Annotated in this window: 19 protein-coding genes, 2 tRNA genes and 1 pseudogene; 12 read left to right on the forward strand and 10 right to left on the reverse strand. The window is 42.8% G+C overall.

What is annotated here, in order from left to right:
- Window position 1: 1 nt before the first annotated feature.
- On the reverse strand, window positions 2-2,746 hold the full coding sequence (gene rcsD, locus IQ209_RS02795) for a phosphotransferase RcsD (protein ID WP_193848779.1): 2,745 nt from the start codon (window positions 2,744-2,746) through the stop codon (window positions 2-4).
- A gap of 211 nt (window positions 2,747-2,957) precedes the next feature.
- Between rcsD and IQ209_RS02800 the strand changes: the two genes are divergently transcribed.
- Both IQ209_RS02800 and IQ209_RS02805 read left to right on the forward strand, forming a co-directional pair.
- A tRNA-Ser gene (locus IQ209_RS02800) sits at window positions 2,958-3,045 on the forward strand.
- A gap of 6 nt (window positions 3,046-3,051) precedes the next feature.
- Window positions 3,052-3,127 (forward strand) — tRNA-Thr (locus IQ209_RS02805).
- 38 nt (window positions 3,128-3,165) lie between these two features.
- Here the strand turns inward: IQ209_RS02805 and IQ209_RS02810 are convergent.
- Window positions 3,166-3,321: pseudogene (locus IQ209_RS02810) on the reverse strand (integrase); the annotation flags it as partial.
- A 127-nt stretch (window positions 3,322-3,448) separates the two neighbouring features.
- Between IQ209_RS02810 and IQ209_RS02815 the strand changes: the two are divergent.
- On the forward strand, window positions 3,449-3,601 hold the full coding sequence (locus IQ209_RS02815; RefSeq protein ID WP_228005687.1) for a phage antirepressor KilAC domain-containing protein: 153 nt from the start codon (window positions 3,449-3,451) through the stop codon (window positions 3,599-3,601).
- Window positions 3,602-3,910: 309 nt separating this feature from the next.
- Complete coding sequence (gene tyrP / locus IQ209_RS02820) at window positions 3,911-5,116, forward strand: tyrosine transporter TyrP (protein WP_193848783.1); 1,206 nt, start codon at window positions 3,911-3,913, stop codon at window positions 5,114-5,116.
- A 66-nt stretch (window positions 5,117-5,182) separates the two neighbouring features.
- Here the strand turns inward: tyrP and IQ209_RS02825 are convergent, their stop codons facing one another.
- The 6 genes from IQ209_RS02825 to menD form a co-directional block, all read right to left on the reverse strand.
- Window positions 5,183-5,725 (reverse strand): YfaZ family outer membrane protein, encoded by a 543-nt coding sequence (locus IQ209_RS02825; RefSeq protein WP_193848785.1) that lies wholly within the window; start codon window positions 5,723-5,725, stop codon window positions 5,183-5,185.
- 227 nt (window positions 5,726-5,952) lie between these two features.
- Window positions 5,953-7,374, reverse strand: a complete 1,422-nt coding sequence (gene menE, locus IQ209_RS02830; protein ID WP_193848787.1) for an o-succinylbenzoate--CoA ligase — start codon at window positions 7,372-7,374, stop codon at window positions 5,953-5,955.
- Window positions 7,365-8,345, reverse strand: a complete 981-nt coding sequence (gene menC / locus IQ209_RS02835) for an o-succinylbenzoate synthase (RefSeq protein ID WP_193848840.1) — start codon at window positions 8,343-8,345, stop codon at window positions 7,365-7,367. Before menC ends, menE begins: the two co-directional genes overlap by 10 nt.
- Before the next feature lie 13 nt (window positions 8,346-8,358).
- Window positions 8,359-9,216: a 1,4-dihydroxy-2-naphthoyl-CoA synthase gene (menB, locus tag IQ209_RS02840; RefSeq protein WP_193848789.1), complete on the reverse strand. Its 858-nt coding sequence runs from the start codon at window positions 9,214-9,216 to the stop codon at window positions 8,359-8,361.
- A 12-nt stretch (window positions 9,217-9,228) separates the two neighbouring features.
- Window positions 9,229-10,035: a 2-succinyl-6-hydroxy-2,4-cyclohexadiene-1-carboxylate synthase gene (gene menH / locus IQ209_RS02845; protein ID WP_193848791.1), complete on the reverse strand. Its 807-nt coding sequence runs from the start codon at window positions 10,033-10,035 to the stop codon at window positions 9,229-9,231.
- A complete protein-coding gene (gene menD, locus IQ209_RS02850) occupies window positions 9,996-11,669 on the reverse strand; it encodes a 2-succinyl-5-enolpyruvyl-6-hydroxy-3-cyclohexene-1-carboxylic-acid synthase (RefSeq protein WP_193848793.1) in 1,674 nt (557 codons plus the stop codon). The genes menH and menD overlap by 40 nt, the downstream gene beginning before the upstream one ends.
- A gap of 980 nt (window positions 11,670-12,649) precedes the next feature.
- Here menD and pgaA point away from each other — a divergent pair.
- The 8 genes from pgaA (at window position 12,650) to IQ209_RS02890 (ending at window position 22,933) form a co-directional block, all read left to right on the forward strand.
- On the forward strand, window positions 12,650-15,133 hold the full coding sequence (pgaA, locus tag IQ209_RS02855; RefSeq protein WP_193848795.1) for a poly-beta-1,6 N-acetyl-D-glucosamine export porin PgaA: 2,484 nt from the start codon (window positions 12,650-12,652) through the stop codon (window positions 15,131-15,133).
- Between the two features lie 40 nt (window positions 15,134-15,173).
- Complete coding sequence (pgaB, locus tag IQ209_RS02860; RefSeq protein ID WP_370588382.1) at window positions 15,174-17,180, forward strand: poly-beta-1,6-N-acetyl-D-glucosamine N-deacetylase PgaB; 2,007 nt, start codon at window positions 15,174-15,176, stop codon at window positions 17,178-17,180.
- Window positions 17,173-18,504, forward strand: a complete 1,332-nt coding sequence (pgaC, locus tag IQ209_RS02865; protein WP_193848800.1) for a poly-beta-1,6-N-acetyl-D-glucosamine synthase — start codon at window positions 17,173-17,175, stop codon at window positions 18,502-18,504. Before pgaB ends, pgaC begins: the two co-directional genes overlap by 8 nt.
- Entirely contained in the window at window positions 18,501-18,932 is a 432-nt protein-coding gene (gene pgaD, locus IQ209_RS02870) for a poly-beta-1,6-N-acetyl-D-glucosamine biosynthesis protein PgaD (RefSeq protein ID WP_193848802.1), read from the forward strand. The genes pgaC and pgaD overlap by 4 nt, the downstream gene beginning before the upstream one ends.
- 462 nt (window positions 18,933-19,394) lie before the next feature.
- Window positions 19,395-19,877, forward strand: coding sequence for a YfiR family protein (locus tag IQ209_RS02875; RefSeq protein WP_228005675.1), 483 nt, complete (start codon window positions 19,395-19,397; stop codon window positions 19,875-19,877).
- A 5-nt stretch (window positions 19,878-19,882) separates the two neighbouring features.
- A complete protein-coding gene (locus tag IQ209_RS02880; RefSeq protein WP_193848806.1) occupies window positions 19,883-21,145 on the forward strand; it encodes a diguanylate cyclase domain-containing protein in 1,263 nt (420 codons plus the stop codon).
- Window positions 21,142-21,627, forward strand: coding sequence for an OmpA family protein (locus IQ209_RS02885; protein WP_193848808.1), 486 nt, complete (start codon window positions 21,142-21,144; stop codon window positions 21,625-21,627). Before IQ209_RS02880 ends, IQ209_RS02885 begins: the two co-directional genes overlap by 4 nt.
- Window positions 21,628-21,961: 334 nt before the next feature.
- Complete coding sequence (locus IQ209_RS02890) at window positions 21,962-22,933, forward strand: EAL domain-containing protein (RefSeq protein WP_193848810.1); 972 nt, start codon at window positions 21,962-21,964, stop codon at window positions 22,931-22,933.
- A gap of 188 nt (window positions 22,934-23,121) precedes the next feature.
- On the opposite strand, the gene IQ209_RS02895 is transcribed toward IQ209_RS02890, so the two are convergent.
- Together IQ209_RS02895 and IQ209_RS02900 are read right to left on the reverse strand one after the other, a co-directional pair.
- A complete protein-coding gene (locus IQ209_RS02895; RefSeq protein ID WP_193848812.1) occupies window positions 23,122-23,397 on the reverse strand; it encodes a PAAR domain-containing protein in 276 nt (91 codons plus the stop codon).
- A gap of 401 nt (window positions 23,398-23,798) precedes the next feature.
- Complete coding sequence (locus tag IQ209_RS02900) at window positions 23,799-24,548, reverse strand: SDR family NAD(P)-dependent oxidoreductase (protein WP_193848814.1); 750 nt, start codon at window positions 24,546-24,548, stop codon at window positions 23,799-23,801.
- Between the last annotated feature and the right edge of the window lie 130 nt (window positions 24,549-24,678).

Here is a 24,678-nt window from a genome sequence, read left to right on the forward strand (position 1 = left end):
ATTATTGGTTACCTTGCTGCAACAGCTTAGTGACAAAGGAATCAATAAGGCTGATGCTATTTTTAATTTCTACTTCATTATTGTCTGCTATGTGTTTTTCCAACGCCTCACATGATGACCTAAGAAATTTTAAATCCAACATAGCAAACGCACCCTTAAGGCGGTGTACCGTTTGCGAAAGTGATATCAAATCATGCCGTTCTACATCAGTATACAATCTGGTAATGTCCATAGGTACTGTCTCTATAAACAATTTCCTGTAATCACTGTCTGTCAACTGAGTTTGATAATTTTTGAGGATATTGCAAATACTACTATCAACATTCTCAAATAAATCAACACCTTTAGCTAAATCACCTGCTGATTTAGAAATTTCAGGAATTTCTCTGGTTCCATCTAAATGGAAATTTTCTTCGACCAGAAACGATATTGCATTGATAATATCATCAGCAAGATTGTAATTGCACTGAACCATTCCCGGCTTCAACTGCTTAAATCCTGCTAAGCTCCCCACTAATAATATAGTTGGTTTTTCATGTTTGTACCGCTTTTCCTCTTTGTACAGCCTATCCGTAAGGATAATATCGTATTCTTCCGTAATGCCCTCTTTTCTTTTATCAAAGTATGCAGCACCATAATTATTAAGATAAGTATGGACAATTTTTCTGATCTCAGGGTTATTGATATCAATTAAAATCGTTATCCCTTCCAAAAGCGGAGGAGTTTCGCTATTTTCATCATCATGCTGCGATAGGGGAAGATTGATAACATAATGTGTTCCCAACCCCAACTTACTTTTAATATCAAGGCTTCCCCCCATTCTTTTGCTCAACTTATTACATAAATAAAAAGTCATGCCAGAATTTGCAGAGTACTTATCTTCCACGGATTGGTTCAGAAAAGGATAAATTAAGCTGGTTAGATCTCTTTCACTTAAACCCGCGCCACTATCCATCAACTCAATCTGAATATGGTTGTCATATTTACCTGAACCATTAACAACCAATGATATTTTACCATAGCTGGTCGTTGTTATTGCATAATTAAATAACAATGTAACAATTTTACTTAATGCTAACCCATCCCCTATAAATAAAGATTCACGAGAAATATTAAAATGATAATAAACCCTCAAACCTTTAGCATTTAATATAGGAAAATAAGCTTTCAAAATATCTTCCAACTGTGAAGATAGGGAAAATATTTCATTTTCCGGCTGCCAATCCCCTAACTCCAACTCATTGAGTAATGCAATATTTTCAACCCATTCGGTGATATATTTTGATTTATCTAGTAACTTATCCAATAACTTTTGCCCATTTTCATCTTGTGATAGTTGCTTCAATTTGTTGGCAATATCATTAATACTACTAATAGGATCTTTTATTTCATTATTAATATTTGAAAGCATAGAACGCCTGATCTGAATACTTTTATCATATTCACGATGAGCAAATTGCAATCGTTTATTTGCCATGACTTCCTGATCTTTGTCTTGTAGTAAAAATAGGTAAGTTTCTGGTAATAAGCTATTGTTATACATTTTTACTTCATAAACCGCTTCGTCAATGGATGTCTGAATTACACCATGATGTTGTTGTACCATCGCTCTGACTTTATTCAAATCCAGATGGGGTATTAACTGCTCTGCAATTTTATTAATTATCATTATCTGATTTGATTCAAAATCATAAACCACGACGCCAACAGGAATATTGGAGATAATATCACTATTTAGGGCATTCTTAATTTTCAGTGCATGATCCATAGAAGCATTCGGTGCAATATATCGCTTGCGTATATAAAATAATCCGCTTAAAGAAAACAGAAAGAAAAACACTATTGAAAGCAAAAGCCAAACATTCCTGAACAACAAATCTACAATCAGTGCCTTCAGTGGGACTTGATAAATCAATTTATACTGCATGATATCAAGAGGCTGAGAAAGTTCTAGCCAAAAGCCGTTCAATGAAACCTCAGCTTTATCGGAAGCTTCAGGTTCATGTAAGTTTATCGCATTCAAACGGAAGTTTGCTGGTGACATATCAATCGGCAAAAGGTTATTAATAGGCAAATCAAAAGCAATAATAGTGGTTAATTGCCCTGTTGCATTAAATGCAGCTTTATAGGTGTAGAAATAAATATTTTCACCACGTAATACATTAATGGATGAAATGCTCTCTTTTTCCTCCAAAGTGGAAGATTGATCCAACATCTCGGTGCGTTTGGTTTCAGAATTCAGAGTCAAATAGCTCTCTTTGAACCTGATTTCTGGTTGTAGAATCGGATAGGTTGTTATCAATAACAAATTATTATCCTGCCCATTGAGGTAGTACATAGACAAGTATTCATTATGAGCACCCCAGAGAATATCCAGATAGCTAGATAAATGCTCAGCAAGTTGGACACTCGAGTCGTTATATTGACCAAAAATAATGGCGTCAACAGACTGATAACGATTTTCTAGCCAATAGACATCGGGACGCAATTTAAACAATGGCGTATTCTCCTGAGAGGAGATTGGCAGAGTATTTGACTGCTCAAAAATATGACTTGCATGGTAACGATAATTTTTAATCTGCAATCTCATCTTCGCTGCTACACTACTGATAGCATATTTTTTCTCCATCAACCAAATATCAAAATAGTTATACCCGAATAAAAATAGAGACGTAAAAAGCAAAGTAACAAATAACGCGTAAAAACGAGGAATAGCAGATGGCTTGATAGGTGGTTGTCTATACATTCTTTGGATGGTTGCCTTTAGTATGAATATATTTTGGTCAATGTGATATCAACCCGTCGATAAATAAGCCGATGTACTGTGCTTAATATTAGCAGGTTAGCAAATGAAAAGGCCATTACAGATCGAAGATTGAGCAAACAGTAAAAAAACATAATTTTTTTTCTTTAAGGGCTAGACACATCAAAATGATATAGGCATAATCTCGCGCCATGGAAGGATGGCCGAGCGGTCGAAGGCAGCGGTCTTGAAAACCGCCGATGGGAAACCATCCTAGAGTTCGAATCTCTATCCTTCCGCCAAATTTCGCCGGCTTAGCTCAGTTGGTAGAGCAACTGACTTGTAATCAGTAGGTCACCAGTTCGACTCCGGTAGCCGGCACCATATAAAACCCGTTATCTCTCAACCAGATAGCGGGTTTTTCATTTGTGCTCACCAACGATACTAAGAGCTGGCTGGGACATATTTGAGACCTCATCGTGAAATAGAGCATCAATTTTTTGTGCATGCTCTGTCAGATGAGAAGGTGCTAGATGCGCATACCGCCTCACCATTTCAATTGATTCCCAACCGCCCATTCCATTGGGTTCATGACCTTTTCTGACCAGTTTAAAGCCATTGAGTATATCAATGCAGCCCGCGCTCATTTCAATATGCCACGCGAGAAATATGACGCCGTTATTGATACGGATGATCAGTACACTAATGACATATCTCAATCGTCAGTATTTAAAGCCCTTTGTAGAGGCATTCGAGCACATCGCAAAATCAGACGGCGCTATGTGTGTTACCGATGCAGCTAATCAACTGAAAATTAAGCCTAAAATTCTTTTCGACACACTATCTTCAAACAAGTAGATTTATTGCCGTTTGGGTAAAAAACCTTGGCCTGGTTATCTGACCTCTTATGTCCAAACGACAAAGTCCTTTGGCATACTAATAAATTATGTTACTCAATAAAGAAGTTTCTGATTGTTTTTTAACTTAATATGCTTTTATTTTCCCACGATTACATAAATTAAACATATTGATAACGAATCATAAGCACCACTCAAAGTGTAATTATTTATTTACACTTTGTGTACCATAGATTTGACAGACATAAATCAATCATTTAACCTGCGGGTCTTATAACTATTTCTCAACATATTCAGAAATGAGGATCGCGTGAAAAATCGCACTATTGGCAGTATTTTTATCGTTGCTGGAACGACGATTGGCGCAGGGATGTTAGCAATGCCATTGGCAACGGCGGGTGTGGGGTTTGGAACTACATTGGCTATGTTAGTCGCTCTGTGGGCTTTAATGAGTTATACAGCACTCTTGCTCGTGGAAGTGTATCAACATAATAAATTTAATACTGGGTTAGGAACTATCGCGAAACGCTACCTTGGGTTAGGTGGGCAGGTATTGACTGGCTTTAGTATGCTTTTCCTTATGTATGCCCTGACAACAGCTTATATTAGTGGCGCAGGTGAGTTACTGGCGGCTTCCCTCTCTTCCTGGTTGGATAAACCGGTTTCTGTCTCTGCCGGGATCAGCATTTTTACTATTATTGGTGGTGGGATAGTCTGTATAGGCACCCAATCTGTCGATTTGATTAACCGCCTGCTGTTTACTGCTAAAATTGTTTTTCTGGTGATCGTACTCGGCGTCATGATGCCTCATGTTGATAAAATCAACCTGATCTCCATGCCCATTGAGCAAGGATTAGCACTCTCTGCTATCCCGGTCATTTTTACTTCATTCGGGTTTCACGGAAGTGTGCCAAGTATCGTTGCCTATGTGGGAGGAGATACCAACAGACTACGGAAAATCTTTGTTATCGGTAGTGCCATTCCCCTGTTAGCCTATATTCTGTGGCAATTGGTGACGCTCGGCGCGATTTCTTCAAATACATTTGTTGGCATTCTTGCACAAGAGTCTGGCCTGAATGGATTATTGAAAGCGGTAAGAGAAATTGTCGCTGCACCTAAAGTGGAGTTTGCCGTTCATCTGTTTGCCGATCTTGCGCTAGCCACCTCATTTCTTGGCGTTGCCTTAGGGTTATTTGATTACCTTGCTGACCTTTTTAAGCGCCGCAATCACGCCAAAGGGCGTTTACAAACAGGGTTAATGACTTTTGCTCCCCCCTTGTTCTGTGCACTGTATTACCCTAATTTTGTTATGGCACTGACATTTGCGGCTGTTGCTCTCTCTATTCTCGCCCTGTTATTGCCTTGCTTGCTGGTTTGGCGTAGCCGTGAAGAAAACCAGGAAGGTTATCGTGTCAAAGGAGGTAAGCCTGCATTAGTCTTTGTTTTCCTGTGTGGACTTGCAGTGATTGTCATTCAAATTGGCATTGTCACAGGTATACTGCCAAACATAGGGTAAGCTTATCCTGTCTAAGGTTATCCGCATTAATACTGACGCGGATAACCTTGCAGCATTTTCGTTTAATTAAAAGCTCAGACCAGCGCCAATATAAAAACCATCGGTAACCTTATTACTTCGATTACCATGACTACCCCGTATATCAATGACACGGTAGCCAACATCTACACTCAGGGGTCTGAAAAGCGTATAACGCGCTCCCCCTGTCGCTTCAGTATAAGAATCCATTCCTGACGTTAAGCCTGATGGCGAACCGTAAGCCTCACCATACAGGGATAAAGAAGAAGTCACGGCCCAAGTAAGGCCAGCACCTACAGCTAATGCTGCGCCATCTTTCCCATCTTTGGGGGACAAATAAAGCCCTTTCGCGCCGACGTTTGCTGCTAATGGACCCAATGGCAGACCGAAGCTTAAACCTAAACTACCAAGCTGGCCATTGTGATCACTGCGAGTCCAGTTACCCGTCAAAGACAGACCGGCATATTTATCACCAATCCCCACTGATGTACTTGTACTGTGTTTTCCCACCTGAGCATCTATAGAGAGAGCATTTGCTGAGCCAGCTATAAAAAGCAAACTAGCGGCGCCAATAGCAATAAAGCCTTTCATAATCTTGTCCTTTAATTAATCAATGCCTATACCAATCTAACTTCAAGATGCATGTGACTTCTCCCCGCTTCGCGGGGAGAAGTCAGGTTTCATATCGTGTTGTAAATTGCAACTTGAAGTTTAATGCGTATATATGAGCTAATATATTGTACTTAAACCGACGTGGCGTCCTAGATGATAAAGAGCAAGGAAATGTTTAGATTCATAAAGATATGTAAATAACGTTATCATTTATTATATTTACTATTTATCTCTGTTACCCATTGCTTCACTTGTTGGCGCGAAATCTTTATCCCACCATTTTTCAGTTGTGCAGGTAACACATAACAGGCAACAGGCCGCTGAAAAGCCGCGGTTTTATCCGTAAGCCAATCAATAAGTGTTTCTGTTAGCGCAGGATATTGAGCTTCAATTACCGCTACTGGCCGATGACCGAATTCAATATCAGGAATAGGAACAACAAAACTCTGTTCAATTTCAGGATGTTGGTTAATGATCCGCTCAATATCTTCTGGCTGAATACCCTCCCCACCACTGAAAAATTGGTTGTCGAGACGTCCTAAGATCCTTAACTCCCCTTGTTCAAATACGCCGCGATCCTGGGTCGAAAACCATCCGTCGTTATCTGACAATGGCTGCAATTCCCCATTAAACCAATAGCCGCTCGCAATGCTATCAGCACGGATCTGAATTTCTTCATCGACTAAGCGAATGGATTTTCCCGTGAGTGGATTACCTACCCCAGGCAGCCCATCAGCGCGTTTTGCGCAAACAGTTGATGCCATTTCTGTCAACCCATAGCCACACCAACAACGAATACCCAGTTCCTCAGCCCGTTGGGTCAGTGACGTCGGTATCATGGCACCTCCCAATAACACTTCTTTTAATGTCAATGGATAGTTATGGCGTTGTTCCAGCAAACGCCACAATTGAGTAGGTACAAGTGATGCATGGGTACAACCAGACAGCGCACGATCCAGCGGATGTAAATCCCGTAGCACTAATGTTGCTCCTGTTTGTAACCAACGCCAAAGGATCCCCTGGCCTGAAACATGAAACAAGGGCAATGACAGTAACCAGCTATCATCTGGCTGAAAATCCATGCAGGAAAGAATACCTTGAGCGCTGGCAAGATGAGCGCCAATGGAGTGTACCGCAGCCTTGGGCAACCCAGAAGAGCCAGAGGTCAGGATCATGCTGGCAGGACGTTGACTTTCCCACAATACCAACAGGTTGTTTTTTGCGTGCCCATCATGTTTCTCTGGAAACTTTTGTTGCCAGTCAAGTCTCTTAACTGGCATAACAGGCGAAGGCGAGTTCGTGAAATCCACCCCATAATCCATATTGAGATGAGGTAATAGCTCCACCAGCAACCGATCAGGTAATTGAGGATTAAGAGGTAACGCTCTGGCACCACATCGCAGGACAGCCAGGTAACACAACAAAAGTTCCGCGCTATTCTTGCCTCTCAGGATCACACCACTACCTTCCACAACGCCCTGTTGGTGGAAATGGACAGCAATAGCATTGATGCTTTGCGTTAATTGATACCAGGTTAGTTGCTCATCATATAACTGAATAGCTTGTTTTTCAGGCAAGGCCGCAGCCCAATGCTGCCACGGCCATTGAGTCCACTCTATTACTGACATTCATAACTCCATACCATAGCCAGCTTGTCCAGCATGACACACGGAATATGACTCTCTGGCCAACAGCGGATAAGTTGTGACTGGATAAGATCCAACGTATCCAGGCCCGGAAGTGAATCAAGTGTGAGCCATTGTGCAAGACGAGCCAATTGTGTCAAACCAAAGCTACTTTCAATGCTGGAGCTAATCACCGCCTCTAACCCTAACTGATGAGCTTTGGTAATTAATTGATGGCAACGGTCAATACTGCCTGTCAATGTCGGTTTGATGATAATGGCGGAGACGCCCTCCTGAGCTTCTACGGTAAAATCGGCTTCACGGACACTTTCGTCCCATGCAATAGCGATACCCGTTTCACGAGCAAACGCCAGTGACTCATCCCTGGTTTTGCAGGGTTCTTCAATGAAAGCAATTCGATGCCGATAATCTGGATTGACATATTTAGCAAATCCCTCTGCTTTTGTACGTGTCCAACTGCGGTTAGCATCTAATCGCAACCGGAGATCAGGCACCGCTTCAAGCATCACATTGACTACCATGCCATCCCGTACAGCTTCATACAGCCCAACTTTCACTTTAGCAATCTTCTGGCCTGCCATATTTCCCAAACGCAGGATCACATCATCGGGATCGCCGGTACATAACGGTGCCTTGCAATAATTAGCTGTTTCAGGTAACTCTCCCCGTAATTCAGCCAGCGCACAGCTTAGGCCAAACGCAACGGAAGGCAGATCGCTCTCTTCTGGCTGTGCACCCAGGCACCATTGTTGCAGCCATTCCACCGCCGACGCTTTAGCTTGTTCAGGCGTTTCATGGCTAAATTCAGGCAATGGGGAAATTTCTCCCCAACCGTCTCGTCCATTTTCCTGTAAGTGCACCAAAAATCCGTCACGGGTTTTCAAGCGCTGATAACGCAAAATAATACCTGCCTCCATGGGCAGGCTAAATTGGTACAAAGTTGCTTTACGCATAATGAATAATAAATTACGGATTACGCTTGAACTTACTGAAATCAGGATGGCGTTTTTCGTTGAACGCATTACGCCCTTCCTGCCCTTCTTCGGTCATGTAGAACAGCATGGTGGCATTGCCCGCCAATTCCTGTAAACCCGCCTGACCATCGCAATCTGCGTTCAATGCCGCTTTCAGGCAACGCAACGCCATTGGGCTGTTTTCCAGCATTTCACGACACCAGCGCACAGTCTCTTTTTCCAATTCGGCATAAGGTACGACGGTATTCACCAGTCCCATATCCAATGCTTCTTTGGCATTGTATTGGCGGCACAGGAACCAGATCTCGCGCGCTTTTTTCTGTCCTACGATCCGCGCCATATACGATGCCCCCCAACCACCATCAAAAGAACCGACTTTAGGGCCGGTTTGACCGAAAATGGCATTATCCGCCGCAATGGTCAAATCACACATCAAATGCAGGACGTGCCCACCGCCAATGGCATAACCCGCAACCATGGCAACGACAGGTTTTGGACAGGTACGGATCTGGCGCTGAAAATCTAATACATTCAGATGGTGTACGCCGCTGTCATCTTTATAACCACCATAATCGCCACGGATTTTTTGGTCGCCTCCAGCACAAAACGCTTTTTCACCCATTCCTGTCAGAATAATCGTTCCAATAGCTTCGTCATAACGGGCATCTGCCAACGCCTGAATCATCTCTTTGACGGTCAGAGGACGGAATGCATTACGTACTTGTGGGCGATTAATCGTAATCCTGGCAAGGCCGTCTGTGGATTTATGGTAGAGAATATCTTCAAACCCTTGGGAACAATCTTGCCATTCAATAGGGGCATACAATTTTTCTTCTCTTGGGTAACGCATTATTGTGTTTCCTTAACCAAAAAGTGATAAAAAACAGTTCACTGCGCTGGCAAAAGCCACAGGATTGCCATAATGAGCATTATGCCCAACTTGAGGAATAGTTGTTAATGGCAGTGTATATTGCTGCGCTATGCTCTGGAATTTACGATCATTTTCCCCACATAAGTAAGAGAAAGGAATAGACATTTGCTGTAAAGCAGGAACTAGCCAGGGTTGGCGGCCTAAAGAGGTACTTTCCAGCATATCTGCGATACCATCTCCTCTGTTTTGGCTGCGCAGATGAATAATTTTCTCACGTTGTACCGCCGTTAAGTCAGCAAATATCGGTTGTTGATACCAATCAGGTAAGACTGACACCATTGGCTCCTGGCGAAAACGTTGTGCCCAATGCTGATCATTGCGCAATCGCACATCACGCTCCTGCTGGGAAAACAGCCCCGGATTTCCGCCTTCCACCAGCAACCCGCGCAGGCCATTTTGTTTGCCATAGAGCGCATGGTACATAGCTATTCGTCCTCCCAATGAATAACCCATCAAACAGTAATCATTAATTGAATACCCGGCCAGGGTTGCCGTCAGCAATTCACTCATCTCAGCAAAACCGCCAGTCACATTCATATTGACGGAATTACCGTGCCCCGGTAAATCAACAACCAATGAAGGATATCGATCACAAGCATCCACGACAGGAAACCAATCGCCACCGCTTCCCAATAATCCATGCAACCAAACTAACCATGTCCCTTGGTTATGTGTATGAAATGTCCGACAGTTTAGTTTCACAGCGCCGCCACCTGTTCCAGTAACTCTTGCAGGCATATCGCCCCTGCATTACCTGAAACCTTTAACTCAATCAATGTCGTCTCCTTACGATCCCATACCTGTTGGGCGCAGCGTTTTAATTCCGGCCAATTTTGTGGTGCCGCATAGTTTAGGTCGAACATGGCAGCAACATGATCAAAATTGACATCTTGCGGCATACAGTAAAAACGCTGGCGTTCTTCCTGTGGCGTTGGTAACAAAGAAAAAATCTGCCCGCCATTATTATTCACTATGATCAATAACATGGGAGCAGAAAGATGGCGTAATAAAGCCAGGCTATTCAGATCATAGAGGGCAGAGATATCACCTATAATCGTGAGTGTCGGTTTATTGGTTGCCCGCTGGACACCTGCTGCGGTCGCGATCAAGCCGTCTATACCACTGGCTCCTCTGTTACTGTAAACCGGATAACCCACAGGAAGCTGTCCCAAAGCATCAACCAAACGCACAATCAAGCTATTGCCAACAAACAATTGCCCTTGCTCTGGCAACAATTGAGGTAATCGATGCGCAATCGCTGCCTCGCTGAATTCTTCCGTCAACTTTGTTTCAACACACTTACACGCACTTTTTGACCATGAATTCAATTCATCTGCCCAAGGTGCTCGCGAATATGCGGGATGTTCCCGTAACCAATCAGTCACACTGCAAGTGAATTTGCGCCCTCTATGGTTTGCAGGATCAAGCCTGCCGGCAATGGGATCGACAATCCAATACTGCTCAGGTTGGCATTTAGCCTGCCATTGCAACAATCGCTTGCTTGTCAGGCTGGCGCCAAATTGGATCACCAATTGCCCTTGCGCCAGAATTTCCTGAGTGCGGGAATGAGTGAGCCATAAATCTGCACATGGCAAAGGCTGTCCCGTTTGAGACAACACATCACCAATAAGCGGCCATCCCATCTCTTCTGCCCATTGAGTAACATATTTTCCCTCTTCTGCACGCATTCTCCCTGCCAGTACAATTCCCTGTTTTTTCTGCCAGATATCCCAATCAACTGCCTTGAGGGTGGTATGCATTTCTGGCTGAGCCAACCACGGTTCATTCCCTTGCCACCACTCCCCCAATGTTTGCAACCAATCTTGATGCGCCGTCATCTCATTACCATACAAGGGCTCCGCAAACGGGCAATTAATATGTAGCGCACCTTGTTTCAGGTTTGACATTGCATTATCGATGGAAGAAACCAACCAACTGGCAGGGATCTCTGTGGTTGGCCGTGGCAGGGCTAAAGTTTGCGTGGGATGAGAAGCAAAAATACCTACCTGACGAATAGCTTGATTAGCACCACAATCGATTAATTCAGGCGGCCTGTCCGCCGTGAGAAATACCAATCGTTCTCCCGTCAAGCCCGCTTCAATTAAAGAAGGATACAAATTGGCAACTGCCGTTCCAGACGTCACAATAACCGCAATCGGCTTTTTGCCCGCTTTTGCCAATCCTAAAGCCAAATAGCCCAACCCGCGCTCATCAAAATGAGTATGACAGGTCAACTTATGGTTTTCTACGGCAGCCAATGTCAATGATGTTGAACGAGAGCCGGGAGCAATGCAGACATGACACAATCCGTGGCGGGTTAATGCTTCCAATAAAAGTTCCGCCCAGCGGCGGTTGAGTGCGCTGTTTGACATATAATGCCCAAAAGATTCTTTCAAAAATGATGCCAAAGAATAAGAGATAATTATATAAGACGCTCTTGATCTTAATGCGGATAAAAACGATTTCCTTATCTTAGTTCAAGGAATTGTCATTTAATTGGCGATATTTCAGCTATACCAATCTAACTTCAAGATGCGTGTGATATCTCCCCGCTTCGCGGGGAGATATCAGGTTTCATATAATGTTGTAAATGGCAACTTGAAGTTTAATGCGCATATAAATGAGAAATATAAAATCCATTGATAACAAAACTGAAAATTAATGAGTGATTGAGCTAATACTTTCTCAGATAAATCTGAATACGATCATCTCACGTTATCTGCAAGTGATCACAGTACCCATATAATTACTAATGTAAATCACCTATACAATGGGGTTTGAAATTCACACACAAAAGAGAATAACCGAACATCAATTTCGCTAATATTTTCGGTATGTGGATTAAAAATAGTATTTAATTTTGAAAAATAGTCATTATACGATCAATAAACCACATTTTTATACTGAAAAATAAATCAACCTCACTTTAACCATGTTATTTAAAATAAAAACCCCAACAACCAACAATATTCACCCTTCGGTAATAAAAAATATTTACACTCAGTCTAAGTTTTTTTCATTGAAATCAATCCCAATATTAAGCATTATTTTTCAAAACTTTTTTATGACAGAGAAATAAATATATAACAAATTGATTTAAAACAAATAAAAATCATACCAAAACATAAATATCATCTCCATACATTATTCCAAATAGATATAATACTAGTTGAAAACCAAATGACCGTAATTATTTCACGAAATTTTCCCATTGATATAAATTCACGCAGTACGTATTATTCTGCCTCTTCAAAAATGAAGAATGTAAAAATTCATCTTAATCTAAATTAAATTAAATTCCGTCTGGTCCTGCTATTTGTAAAACCAATAAGCAGTATAAAAAGGGGATGGCGTGTCATATCTTTATTTCCGTCCGATGGGCTTTCATAGATATCGGTATAAGCTATTATCGTTATTTATATCACTAAGTTGTTTAATAACAACGGAATCCGCTCAGGCAGATTACGATGCATTAATTCAACAAGCCAGAAATGGCAATACCAATCCCATGCTCGAATATATTCGTCAAGAGGAGAAACGACATCGTCTTTCTTCCTTGCAAGTTGCTGATTGGTTGCAAATTGCAAGCTGGGCTGGACATGATGATGAAGTCATTTCTCTCTGGCAACGCTATCGTTCAATGGCTATACCCGCCAGAGGGATAGCGGCTGTTGCCCGCGCCTATCGCAACCAACGCCAATGGTCACAAGCAATACAGATGTGGCGTACAGCCCTGCCCCTGGACAGGCAGAACCGAGACATCAAAGCTGGCCTTATCATGACACTCGCCGATGCCAAACAAGACGCAGAAGCCCGACGTTTGGCAAAAGAGTTATTGGCTCATCAACCCGACGCGGCTAATTACCGTTTGCTGGCCTACGTTGACCAAGCTGCTGGTCGGATATGGAATGCCATGCAAGTGCTTTCTATCGCGCATAAACAGTTTCCCGACAATAAAGAAGTCACCCAAGATTATCTGTTCAGCCTAAAAAACAATCGAGTCAGTGATCCAGCACGGCGTTTAGGACAACAGCACACTACACAATTAACCACGGCGCAACTGCGCAGGCTGGAAGCTGACGCCGCAGCAGAACTGGTTCGCTTGTCAATGATCCCTAATCGTAGTGAAAAAGAGCGCTTTGACATTGCTGACAAAGCACTTGCCCGCTACGAGCATATGCTTAACCAATGGCACAATCTATCCGATGCACAGCAAGACTACCAATGGGCGCGCATTGATCGGCTTGGTGCCCTTCTTTCCCGCCATCGGATGCAAGAAGTCATTGATGACTATCTGATCTTGCAAAAACAAGACATGCCTATCCCAGGATATGCACAGAAATGGGCAGCAGCAGCCTACCTGAATCTGCGCCAGCCAGAAAAAGCACGAAATATTTTGCACGCTTTGAATTACCCTGATGAAAATATCTCGTCGTCAGGGAAAATAGCAGCGCCCAATATTCCCCTTGAAGATGATATCGTCCTTTTTTATGCGAATGTGGAAAGTGAGCGTCTGGATGCAGCTCAACAACTTGCCACCGATATCAAACAACGCAATCCTTATATGCTTAATGTCTTTGGATCTCCCATCCGCGTTCCGAATGATGACTGGCTACAAGGACAGCAATTTTTAGCGGAGTCTGCACAATTACGTGAAGATCTTGCCGAAGCAGAAAAACGCTTTACTCATTTAGCCCGCACCGCTCCCGGCAATCAGAAATTACGGATCGACCTGGCGGCTATCTGGTTGGATCGTGGTTGGCCACGTCGTGCTGAGAGTGAATTAAAGCAAATTGAAGGACTCGATCACCGTAATCTGGCGTTGGAAATCCAGCAAGGCTATACCGCCCTTGCCTTGCAAGAATGGCAACAGATGGATTTGCTGGCCGATGATGTTATTACCCGCGCACCAGAAGACATGCTCGCTAAACGCCTTAACCGTCTACGCAATGTACATCATATGTCAGAACTGCAAATTAGGGTCAATCAAGGCATTAATTCAGATAATCCAGAAAGTGGCAAACACAGTTCAGATATTGATGCCGTACTTTATAGCCCTCCCTTTGCGGATAATTGGCGCTTATTTGCCGGTGGTGCTTACAATCGCGGCCAATTTTCAGAAGGCCGGGGGCTAAACCGTGATTTACGCGGCGGGATAGAGTGGCGTTCGCGGGATCTTTGGCTGGAAAGTGAAGTTTCTGCGCGTCATTATCGTCATGGCAGTAAAGTGGGATTACGGCTCGCAGCCTGGTATGACTTCAATGATCAATGGCGACTGGGTGGCTCCGCAGAACGTCTTGCCCGTAATACTCCCTTGCGTGCGTTGAGCAATCATATCCACGCCAATGGTGGACAAATTTATGCTCGCTGGAGATACAGCGAACGCAGCCAATGGAGCGCTCGCTTTGCTCCTGCATTCTTTTCAGATGGCAACCATCGCTTTGAATATGGTATTGATGGCCTTCAACGCCTATATACCACCCCTTACCTGAAGCTTGATGGGCAGTTGGAACTGAGCACGACTCACAACACCCGGCAAAATACCCCCTATTTCAATCCCAAAAGCGACTTTACCTTCCTGCCTGAATTAGAAGCAGACCACATCATATATCGGCACTATCAAACCGTCTGGAGCCAGCAAGTTGTGGCTGGCATTGGGCAATATTGGCAGCAAGGGTACGGCAGTGGCCTGATCACAAGGATCGGATATGGTCAACGTATTAAATGGAATGATGTTATTGACACAGGGGTAAGGCTCACGCTGGATAAACGTCCTTATGACGGTAAACGAGAAAGTAATCTGCAAGCAGCTTTTGATTTAATCTATCGGTTCTAAAGGATTTTTTATGACACACAAAGTTTCTCGTCATTGGTTGATGATATCGGCACTGCTGATTAGCCTGTTGATTCCCCAGTTTGGCATGCTGGCATATGCAGAAAAACCTGATTTCGTTCCACCAGCGCAACGACCGCTTCCCATGAATGAACGCCCCTGGCCTAAAAATGGTTTTGTGGTTCTCGCTTATCATGATGTCGAAGATGATGGTGCAGATCAGCGTTTTATGTCAGTCCGTACCAGCGCATTGAATGATCAGTTTGCCTGGCTGCGGGAAAATGGCTACCAGCCTGTTACCGTCGATCAAATTCTCACTGCCAATCAGGGCGGTACGCCACTGCCTCCCAAGGCCGTATTGCTGACTTTCGACGATGGCTATAGCAGTTTCTACCACCGCGTATTTCCGCTACTGAAAGCCTATAACTGGCCAGCCGTTCTGGCCCCCGTTGGGATCTGGGTTGATGTACCAACCGAAAAACCCGTTGATTTTGGTGGGTTGATGGTCACACGGGAGCGCTTTACTACCTGGGAACAGGTGGCTGAGATGTCTCGTTCTGGCTTAGTGGAAATAGGTTCCCATACTTATCAGCATCATTACGGTGCCATCGCTAACCCACAAGGCAACACCGAGCCGGCCGCGGCCATTCGCATTTACGATAAGAAAACAGGAAAATATGAAAGTGAGCAAGCGTTTCGTCAGCGGATGGAAAAGGATATCGCCACGATCACTCAAAGAATTATCGCAGCCACAGGCAAGCAGCCACGAGTCTGGATTTGGCCTTATGGCATCGATAACGGTGTTACCCTGGAAATAGCCAAACGCTACGGCTATAAAATGGCATTGACCTTGGATAATGGGCTGGCAAACGTCAACAATCTTGATAATGTGCCACGTATATTACTCACACATAATCCTTCCCTGAAAGAGTTCGCCGAGCAGGTCATCCAGGTACAGAATAAACCGATCTTACGGATTGCCCATATTGATCTGGATTATGTTTATGATCCAGACCCCGTTCAACAAGCCGATAATCTCGACAAGCTGGTTCAGCGCATTGCCGATCTGCGCGTTAATACCGTTTTCCTGCAAGCCTTTGCTGATCCCAAAGGCGATGGCAATGTACGTGAACTCTACTTTCCTAATCGCTGGCTACCGATGCGAGCTGATCTCTTTAACCGTGTTGCTTGGCAATTGCACAGCCGCCTGAACATTGAAGTTTATGCGTGGATGCCTGTTCTGGCCTTTGAACTGGATTCTTCACTCCCGCGGGTGATGAGCTATGACGCAAGTCATAACAAGCTGTTTGTCAACCCGACACAATATCGCCGTTTATCGCCTTATAACTCAGAAAACCGCCGAAGGATCAAAGAGATTTATCAAGATTTGGCCTCTCATGCCATTTTCCAGGGCATCCTGTATCACGATGATGCCGTCATGTCTGATTTTGAAGATGCTGGCGCAGATGCCATCAACGCTTATCAGGCCACAGGTTTATCTGCTTCCATTACAGAAATTCGGCAAGATCCGGAACAATTTGCTCGTTGGACACGTTTTAAAAGCCAATACCTGATTGATTTCACTCATGAGTTAACCAGAGAACTTAAGTCAATACGGGGTTATCAGATCAAAACGGCACGCAATATTTTTGCCCTGCCCATTCTGGAACCGGACAGCGAAGCGTGGTTTGCCCAAAATCTGGATGATTTCCTCGCTCACTACGATTGGGTTGCTCCAATGGCAATGCCATTGATGGAAAATGTGCCACTAGCAAAAAGCAATCAGTGGTTATCCCGATTGGTGAAAATCATTGCCCAACGCCCACAAGCACTGGACAAAACTGTTTTTGAATTGCAATCCGTAGATTGGCGCAAGCCACTGGATAAAAGAGCAATTTCAGGGCACCAATTAGCCAAGTGGATGCGTCAATTGCAGCTCAATGGCGCACAGAGCTTCGGTTACTACCCTGATAACTTTCTCAACAACCAACCAGAAATGAATGAGATTCGCCCTGTTCTTTCTCCTGAATGGTATCCACTTAATGATTGATCGTATTATTGCTTTTGCAGTGCTCTGCCTGGTATTGAGCATCCCCCTTGGTATCGCTATCACCTTTACCGGGGAAGTCATGCTGAACTTTGTCTTTTTCTGGCCTTTATTCATGTCGGCCATCTGGATCTCAGGAGGGATCTATTTCTGGCTCTATCGGGAAAGGCATTGGAAAATTGTTGGTGAAGAAGCCCCGCATCTTGAAGGTGCTCCTCTGATTTCAATTTTGATCCCTTGCTACAACGAAGGGCCAAATGTTCGAGAAACACTACTGGCTGCCTTGAACCAACGCTATCCCAATGTTGAAGTGATTGCTATCAATGACGGTTCAACCGACAGCACCGCGGATGAACTCAATGCGATGGCGAAACAACATCAAGCCTTAAGAGTGATACACCTGAAACAGAATCAAGGCAAAGCGACTGCACTTCAAGCGGGTGCTGCTGCCGCAAAAAGTGATTATCTGGTTTGTATTGATGGCGATGCTCTGTTAGATCGCGATGCGGCTGTTTGGCTGGTCAAACCCATGATTGATCATCCCCGTGTCGGTGCTGTTACAGGCAATCCCCGCGTTCGTACACGATCCACTTTAGTTGGGCGCATTCAGGTTGGGGAATTTTCTTCTATCATCGGCCTAATCAAACGTACCCAGCGGGTTTATGGTCAAGTCTTTACCGTCTCAGGGGTTGTTGCAGCCTTTAATCGCCGGGCACTGGCCGACGTGGGATATTGGAGTAATGACATGATCACAGAAGATATTGATGTGAGTTGGAAACTCCAGTTACACCATTGGTCTATCTTTTTCGAACCCCGTGCCATCTGCTGGATCTTAATGCCTGAAACCCTACGAGGATTATGGAAGCAGCGGTTACGCTGGGCACAGGGTGGAGCCGAAGTTTTCCTGAAAAACCTGCGTCAATTGTGGTCATGGCAATATCGCCGCATGTGGGGGTTATTTGCTGAATTCTGCTGCTCCGTTATCTGGTCATTTACCTTTGCCCTTTCCATCATTTTATTTTTACTTGGCATGCTCATCACATTACCGGAAAACATTCGCGTCTATACGCTATTTCCACCTGGGTATACGGGCTTGGTTCTGGCGGCTACCTGCCTGATCCAGTTTACCGTCAGTTTAGTGATTGAACGACGCTATGAAAAACACGTTGCCTCCTCGCTGTTCTGGGTGATTTGGTATCCGATGGTTTATTGGATGCTAAACCTATTTACGACCCTGGTATCTTTTCCCAAAGTGATGCTTAAAGTACACAGAAAACGTGCTCGCTGGGAAAGCCCTGACAGGGGAATAGAGAGAATCGAATCATGAAAGAACCATTGATTTTTACCGAACAAAGGTTATGGCCGCGTTTAATTGATATTCTGTTGACCATACTGGCTTGGGCGGGTTTTATCTATTTATTCATGGTGGGATTATTTTACGTCTCCCATAATGGCCCCAGGCCTTTTACTGCGACATTATTTACTTCTGAACTGGGCGTCATCACCCTTTATATTGCCATTGCCATATTTAATGCATTTTTGCTCATTGGCTGGGCGAAATACAACCAACGTCGATTTAGGATCGAACGTCGTCGTCACCGACCTGCGTTAACCCACACTGAGGTAGCACAGAGCTTTAATTTGGAACAAAGATTGTTTGATACCTTAAGGCAAGGCAAAGTTTCCAGTATCACTTATGACAATCATGGACATATAATAGAAATCAATGAAGATATATCAATATATACGCATTAAACTTCAAGTTGCAATTTACAACACGATATGAAACCTGATTTCTCCCCGCTGCGCGGGGAAATATCACACGCATCTTGAAGTTAGATTGGTATAGAAATAGCCATTTATTCACTAAGAATGAAATTATACCTTTAAGGTATCAATTAGATTGCCAATAATCTTATTTGGCAAGCAACAATTTTACACCCTATCTCATTAAGAAAATGATACTGAATGAGATAGGTCTTGGTTGAGAACAGATTTTACCAATAACTTTCACACGATCATTAACACAACCATTTACAATATGAAAAACAAATACTGGATGAAAAATATATACTGGAACCCGATATGAAAGTAATTGAACGGATTCATTATCTTTGTAAATGCACTATTTTTAAACGTTGTGTTTCCAAATTATTTCTACGGTTATTGATGACCTTATGCTTAATCACCGTCACATGTCATTCAGCAGTAATAGCCATGCCTGACACCAATAAAAAACGAATAATCAATGAAAAAACAGCACACAATGAAAATGTTGCGCGGGTAGTTTCTGGAATTATCAGTTATACCCACTGGCCTATTACACCTACTATCCTGCACTTATGTCTGGTTCCTCCATCTAATTACATTAGCGCCTTAACCCACATTGATATGATTTCTGATCACACAGAACTGCAAGTTGAAACACTCAATTTCAACGTAGAACAACTCATAGAAAGATGTGATGTCATTTACTATGGTCAAGTTGATCCGCAACTTCAACACCAGGTGATCAACCTGAAAAATGACAAGCCATTGCTAACCATTGCTGAAAATAATCCGAACTGTGAAATTGGCAGCGCATTTTGCCTCAACATTAACAGCACGCCAGCAACATTTAGCCTCAATCTTGATATTCTCACGCGCAGCGGCGTGCGCATACATCCGAATGTCCTGCAATTGGCGCGTAAGGTGGAATAATCTATATGAAAAAACGTTATTCACTGATGCCATCGCGCCCGACTTTACGTCATGCTTTCCACCGGATCCATTTGGTCATTACGTTTATCATATTATCCGTAGTCGGCTTGTTTTTATCGTTACTGGCACTGCTTGCCATGCAGAAATATGCCGAAAATAGTTTAAAACTGATTGCCACGACCATTGCTCATACCGCACAGGCAGCCGTCGTTTTTCAGGATAAAACCGCAGCAAACGAAATATTGGAAATGATTGCCGTTCACGATGGCTTTACCGAAGCCAGGATTTTTGATGCTAAACAGCAAGTGTTAGCCAGTTGGCAAGCCAATCAGGAGACTCGTACTGGCAATTTCAAGAAAGTGATCGAGCACTGGTTTTTTCCTGAACCTTTCACCCTGCCAATTTACCACCATCAGCAAAAAGTAGGCTCAGTCTGGTTAATTGGTAACAGTTGCCACATCATCAAATTTATTTATCAAGCCCTGCTGGTGCTATTTGCCTGCCTGCTGTTCAGTGCCGTCATTTCACTCTACCTCTCATTACGTATGCATGACGGTATCGTCAGAGCGCTGCAAAACATTACGGCCGTCGCCCATGATGTGCGGCAACGGCGGACATTTTCACGGCGCGTACCCTCTGCCCATATTGCTGAACTGCATGAGCTAAGCCAGGTTTTCAATCACCTGCTAGAAGAGCTGGAGGAGTGGCAACACCATCTGCAAACAGAAAAAGCCGCTTTAACCTGGCAAGCACAACATGATTCCCTGACAGGCCTGCCAAATCGGGCAACTTTTGAACGCGTTCTTTCAACCGTCATGAGCGATAAATTTATGCGTGAAAGTGCAGCGATATTATTTATTGATGGTAACAGGTTGAAATATGTCAACGATGTCTATGGACATGCTGCCGGCGATCACGTACTTGTCACTATCGCTACCACCTTAAAACGAAGAGTAAGAAAAACAGATACCGTTGCCCGACTTGGCGGGGACGAATTTGCTATCCTGTTGCCTTCCGCCAATCCAGAAGATGCAGAACGCGTTGCCAAAAATATCATTCATGCCATGGATACCCCTATTCTCCTTCCTAACGGACAACATCTACGTATCACACTCAGCATCGGTATTGCATTATCCAATGGTGAACTAACGGCAGCACAACTACTCTCTGAAGCCGATGCGGCGATGTATCACATTAAGCAACGAGGCGGTGGCTGGTATTCCGCTGATACAACAAAACTAAACTATCTATCAAGGAACCCTCTATGAGCAAAAATCGTTATTGTATATTTATCTTTGCGTTTATTGGCGCACTTTTCCTCAGCGCCTGCCAGAATAAAGGGGCTTTGACAGCAGCACAAGTCACCGCACTTAAACAACAGGGATTTCAGCAAACCGATGAAGGCTGGCTATTTGGTATATCAGAAAAAGTGTTGTTTGGTAATAACCAATTTCACTTGCGTCCAGAAGGTGAAACAAAATTAAAACAACTCGCCAGTGTCTTATCCAAAGTAGGTATCCACCGTGCACGCCTTGATGGTCACACTGACAACTACGGAGAAGTGAGTTACAACCATCAATTATCATTGAAACGCGCCAACACCGTTGCAGATGCACTGATACAGGGAGGTATGCAGCGTAATAATCTGACAACCCGTGGATTAGGGCCAAGCCAACCTATCGCCGATAACCGGAGCGCAAAAGGTCGGGCAGAAAATCGTCGAGTTGCCATTGTGATAACGACACCGTAATAGCTATACCATAAAGCAGACAATATGGGTTTTAACGCAGCCCTATTTATTACGGACAACCTGATAATATATTGATATAAATCAAATAATAATTTAGCCACGGATGGCAGCGATATTTGTTTATCTTGATCATCCTCAGCAATTATAAAAAATCCCCTCCCAATTTTGTCATATAGTTATTTCCCGTCTTTAAATTCTTCCTGTAATATAGCCGAAGCTGTTTTTGCAAAAAAAGAGCCTCTTTTTTTTGTAATCAATAAGTTAATAAAATTTTGCATAGTTTGGATAACAAGCCTACTGTTAAAAAATGGGCTTTATCAAGAAAGGAGATATGATGGGGCTGAATCTGAAATCATACCGATCCCTGTATCGGATGTTTGTGATGTTATTCATCACCATCACTGCCAGCACAGGCTTTATATTCTGGAGATTATTTTCCAATTATCAGGATAATATCCAACCAGATGTAGAATCAGTCTGTGTACTTATTTTATTGTCTCTGCTTACGTTCCTATCTGCGATGTTTTTTTATAAACAGACCAAAGCGATTATTATCCCAGAATATCGTTTGAAGCACGCGATTAAAAATAAGCAATTCATTCCCTATATACAACCCATTATTTGTAGTAAAAACAATAAGATCATTGGATGTGAAATCCTTGTTCGCTGGCAACACCCAATTCATGGACTATTGACACCAAATAAATTTATCGCACAAATTGAAAAATCAGAGTTGATTATTCCCTTAACGCATAACCTAATCACCCAAGTGAGAAACTATTTTGCGCCTATTGCTCATCAATTACCTGCCAATTTCCATTTTAATTTCAACATTAGTGCAAAACATTATAAAGATGTTAGGTTAATTGATGATTGTCATCATTTTCTGAAATCATTTCCAGAAAATTCCATTAAACTTATTTTGGAAATTACCGAACGAGAATTATTGGAACTCGATAATCATACTATTAGTTTATTCAATAAATTGGATGAATTAGGCGTATTAATTGCATTAGACGACTTTGGTACAGGTTTCTCTAATTACAATTATTTACAAAAAATTAATGTTAACTTAGTGAAAATCGGCCATAACTTTATTAGCAAAATGAATACCGATATGGTTTCAAAAAATATTGTGGAAAATATCATTGACCTTGCCCTGCGGTTGCATCTGGAAATTGTGGCAGAAGGAATTGAAAACCCAAAACAGGCTAATCAGTTAACGAACTATTCTGTCGATTATTTGCAGGGATATTACTTTGACCGGCCGATGCCATTGGAAGAGTTTGTCAAGAAATGGTTATGATAACATTCTCCCTGCAAAAACGCCTTATGAGGCCTTTAGCTCTGATACTGTCACTATAGTCACATTTTTTAACTATTCAGCTCTATCCATAGTGTAATTTTTATAACTTTCCATACTCTTTTCTAATAATGTCAAAAGGAGAGTTATCACAGCAAAATCACCGCTACTGCATCGCTAAATTTTTAGGCCTATTTTTGATAAGTATCAGGAATAGAATGGATAAGTCCAGCATTACAAGGACAAGTAGTCCGGCTATCCAAAGTTCCTGCTAATTTTGTGCCTTTATCCAAGAAAGAACTGACTCCACCAACAACGGTATAATTTCCAGAATATCTCCCGCAAGTCACAGCAGAACCTTCAATTGCCGCCTGTTTTCCATAAAATTTAATACGGCTGGTTCCAGTCAGAATAGCACCGCCACACGTCGTTTTGTCGCCGACTGTCAAAAAGTTTCCTTTCGCCATCTTATTTCCTCTTGTTTTAGATTAAATTTATATACGCATTAAACTTCAAGTTGCAATTTACAACACGATATGAAACCTGATTTTTCCCCGTGAAGCGGGGAAAAATCTCACGCATCTTGAAGTTAGATTGGTATAGTGAAATACTAATTACAGTTTAATTCAATACCTAAATATTGTAGGCAACTTTTATTTTTCAGTATATTTATTATGCACATTATTTTCCGAAAACATCAATCTATTTTAATGGCAAGAATACAGAATAATATATTGATTATATCGTTCCATTAAAGCCCATATTGATTTTTAGGTATCAGAAACTAAAAAGACGGATTGGGTACAGCCATGTACCTGACCGCCATAGATCTTATTATGTATCAATTCAACAGATTGGCATTTAACGTCTATTTTACCATTAAACCGCCATCAACGGGTAAACAACAACCTGTAATGAATTCCGCTTTGTTACTCGATAACCACACGATAGCATTCGCGACTTCTTCTGCTTCCCCAATCCTTCCAATTGGATGGGTGTCACCATACGCATCTAAATTATCACCAAACACACTGACTGACATATCTGTCCTGATTAATCCTGGACACACAGCATTAACCCGAATATTTGACTTTGCCATCTCTAAAGCGGCAGACTTTGTCAATCCAACCACCGCATGTTTACTGGCAGTATAGGCACCCCCTCCTGCATAATTCGCCTTTAACCCTGAAACTGATGCGACATTTACTATTGCTCCACCTGATTGCGCCATTAACGGTATCTCATACTTCATACATTGATACACGCCCGTCACATTCGTCGCAATGACTTCATCCCATACTTCATCCGGATATTCGGTTATTTTAGTAAACGAAACACCGAACATTCCAGCATTGTTAACAGCAATGTCCAAACGTCCATAATGCTCTTTAATATATGAGAAAAGCCGCTTAATGTCTGAACGTTTACTCATATCAGCAGAATAAAACTCACAATTAGCATTATGTGGCATTTGTGCTATTGCTTTACTACCTTTATCAACATTTCGCCCCACCAAAAGAACTCTTGCATCCCTTTTCGCAAATTCAATTGCGGTAGCCAACCCTATTCCCGCCGTTCCTCCAGTGATCAATACCACCTTATTTTCAAATGAATTCATGACATATACCCCCTAAATGAGTAAAAAACCGCCTTCATAGAAGGCGGCTTTGATTTCGCCCCAGAGGGGCGCTATTAGTTCAGACTCTGAGAGCCTTCACTTCACATCCCTTTTAACGATAATTGATTGT

Source organism: Xenorhabdus sp. BG5 (assembly GCF_015163665.1).
Lineage (GTDB): Bacteria > Pseudomonadota > Gammaproteobacteria > Enterobacterales > Enterobacteriaceae > Xenorhabdus.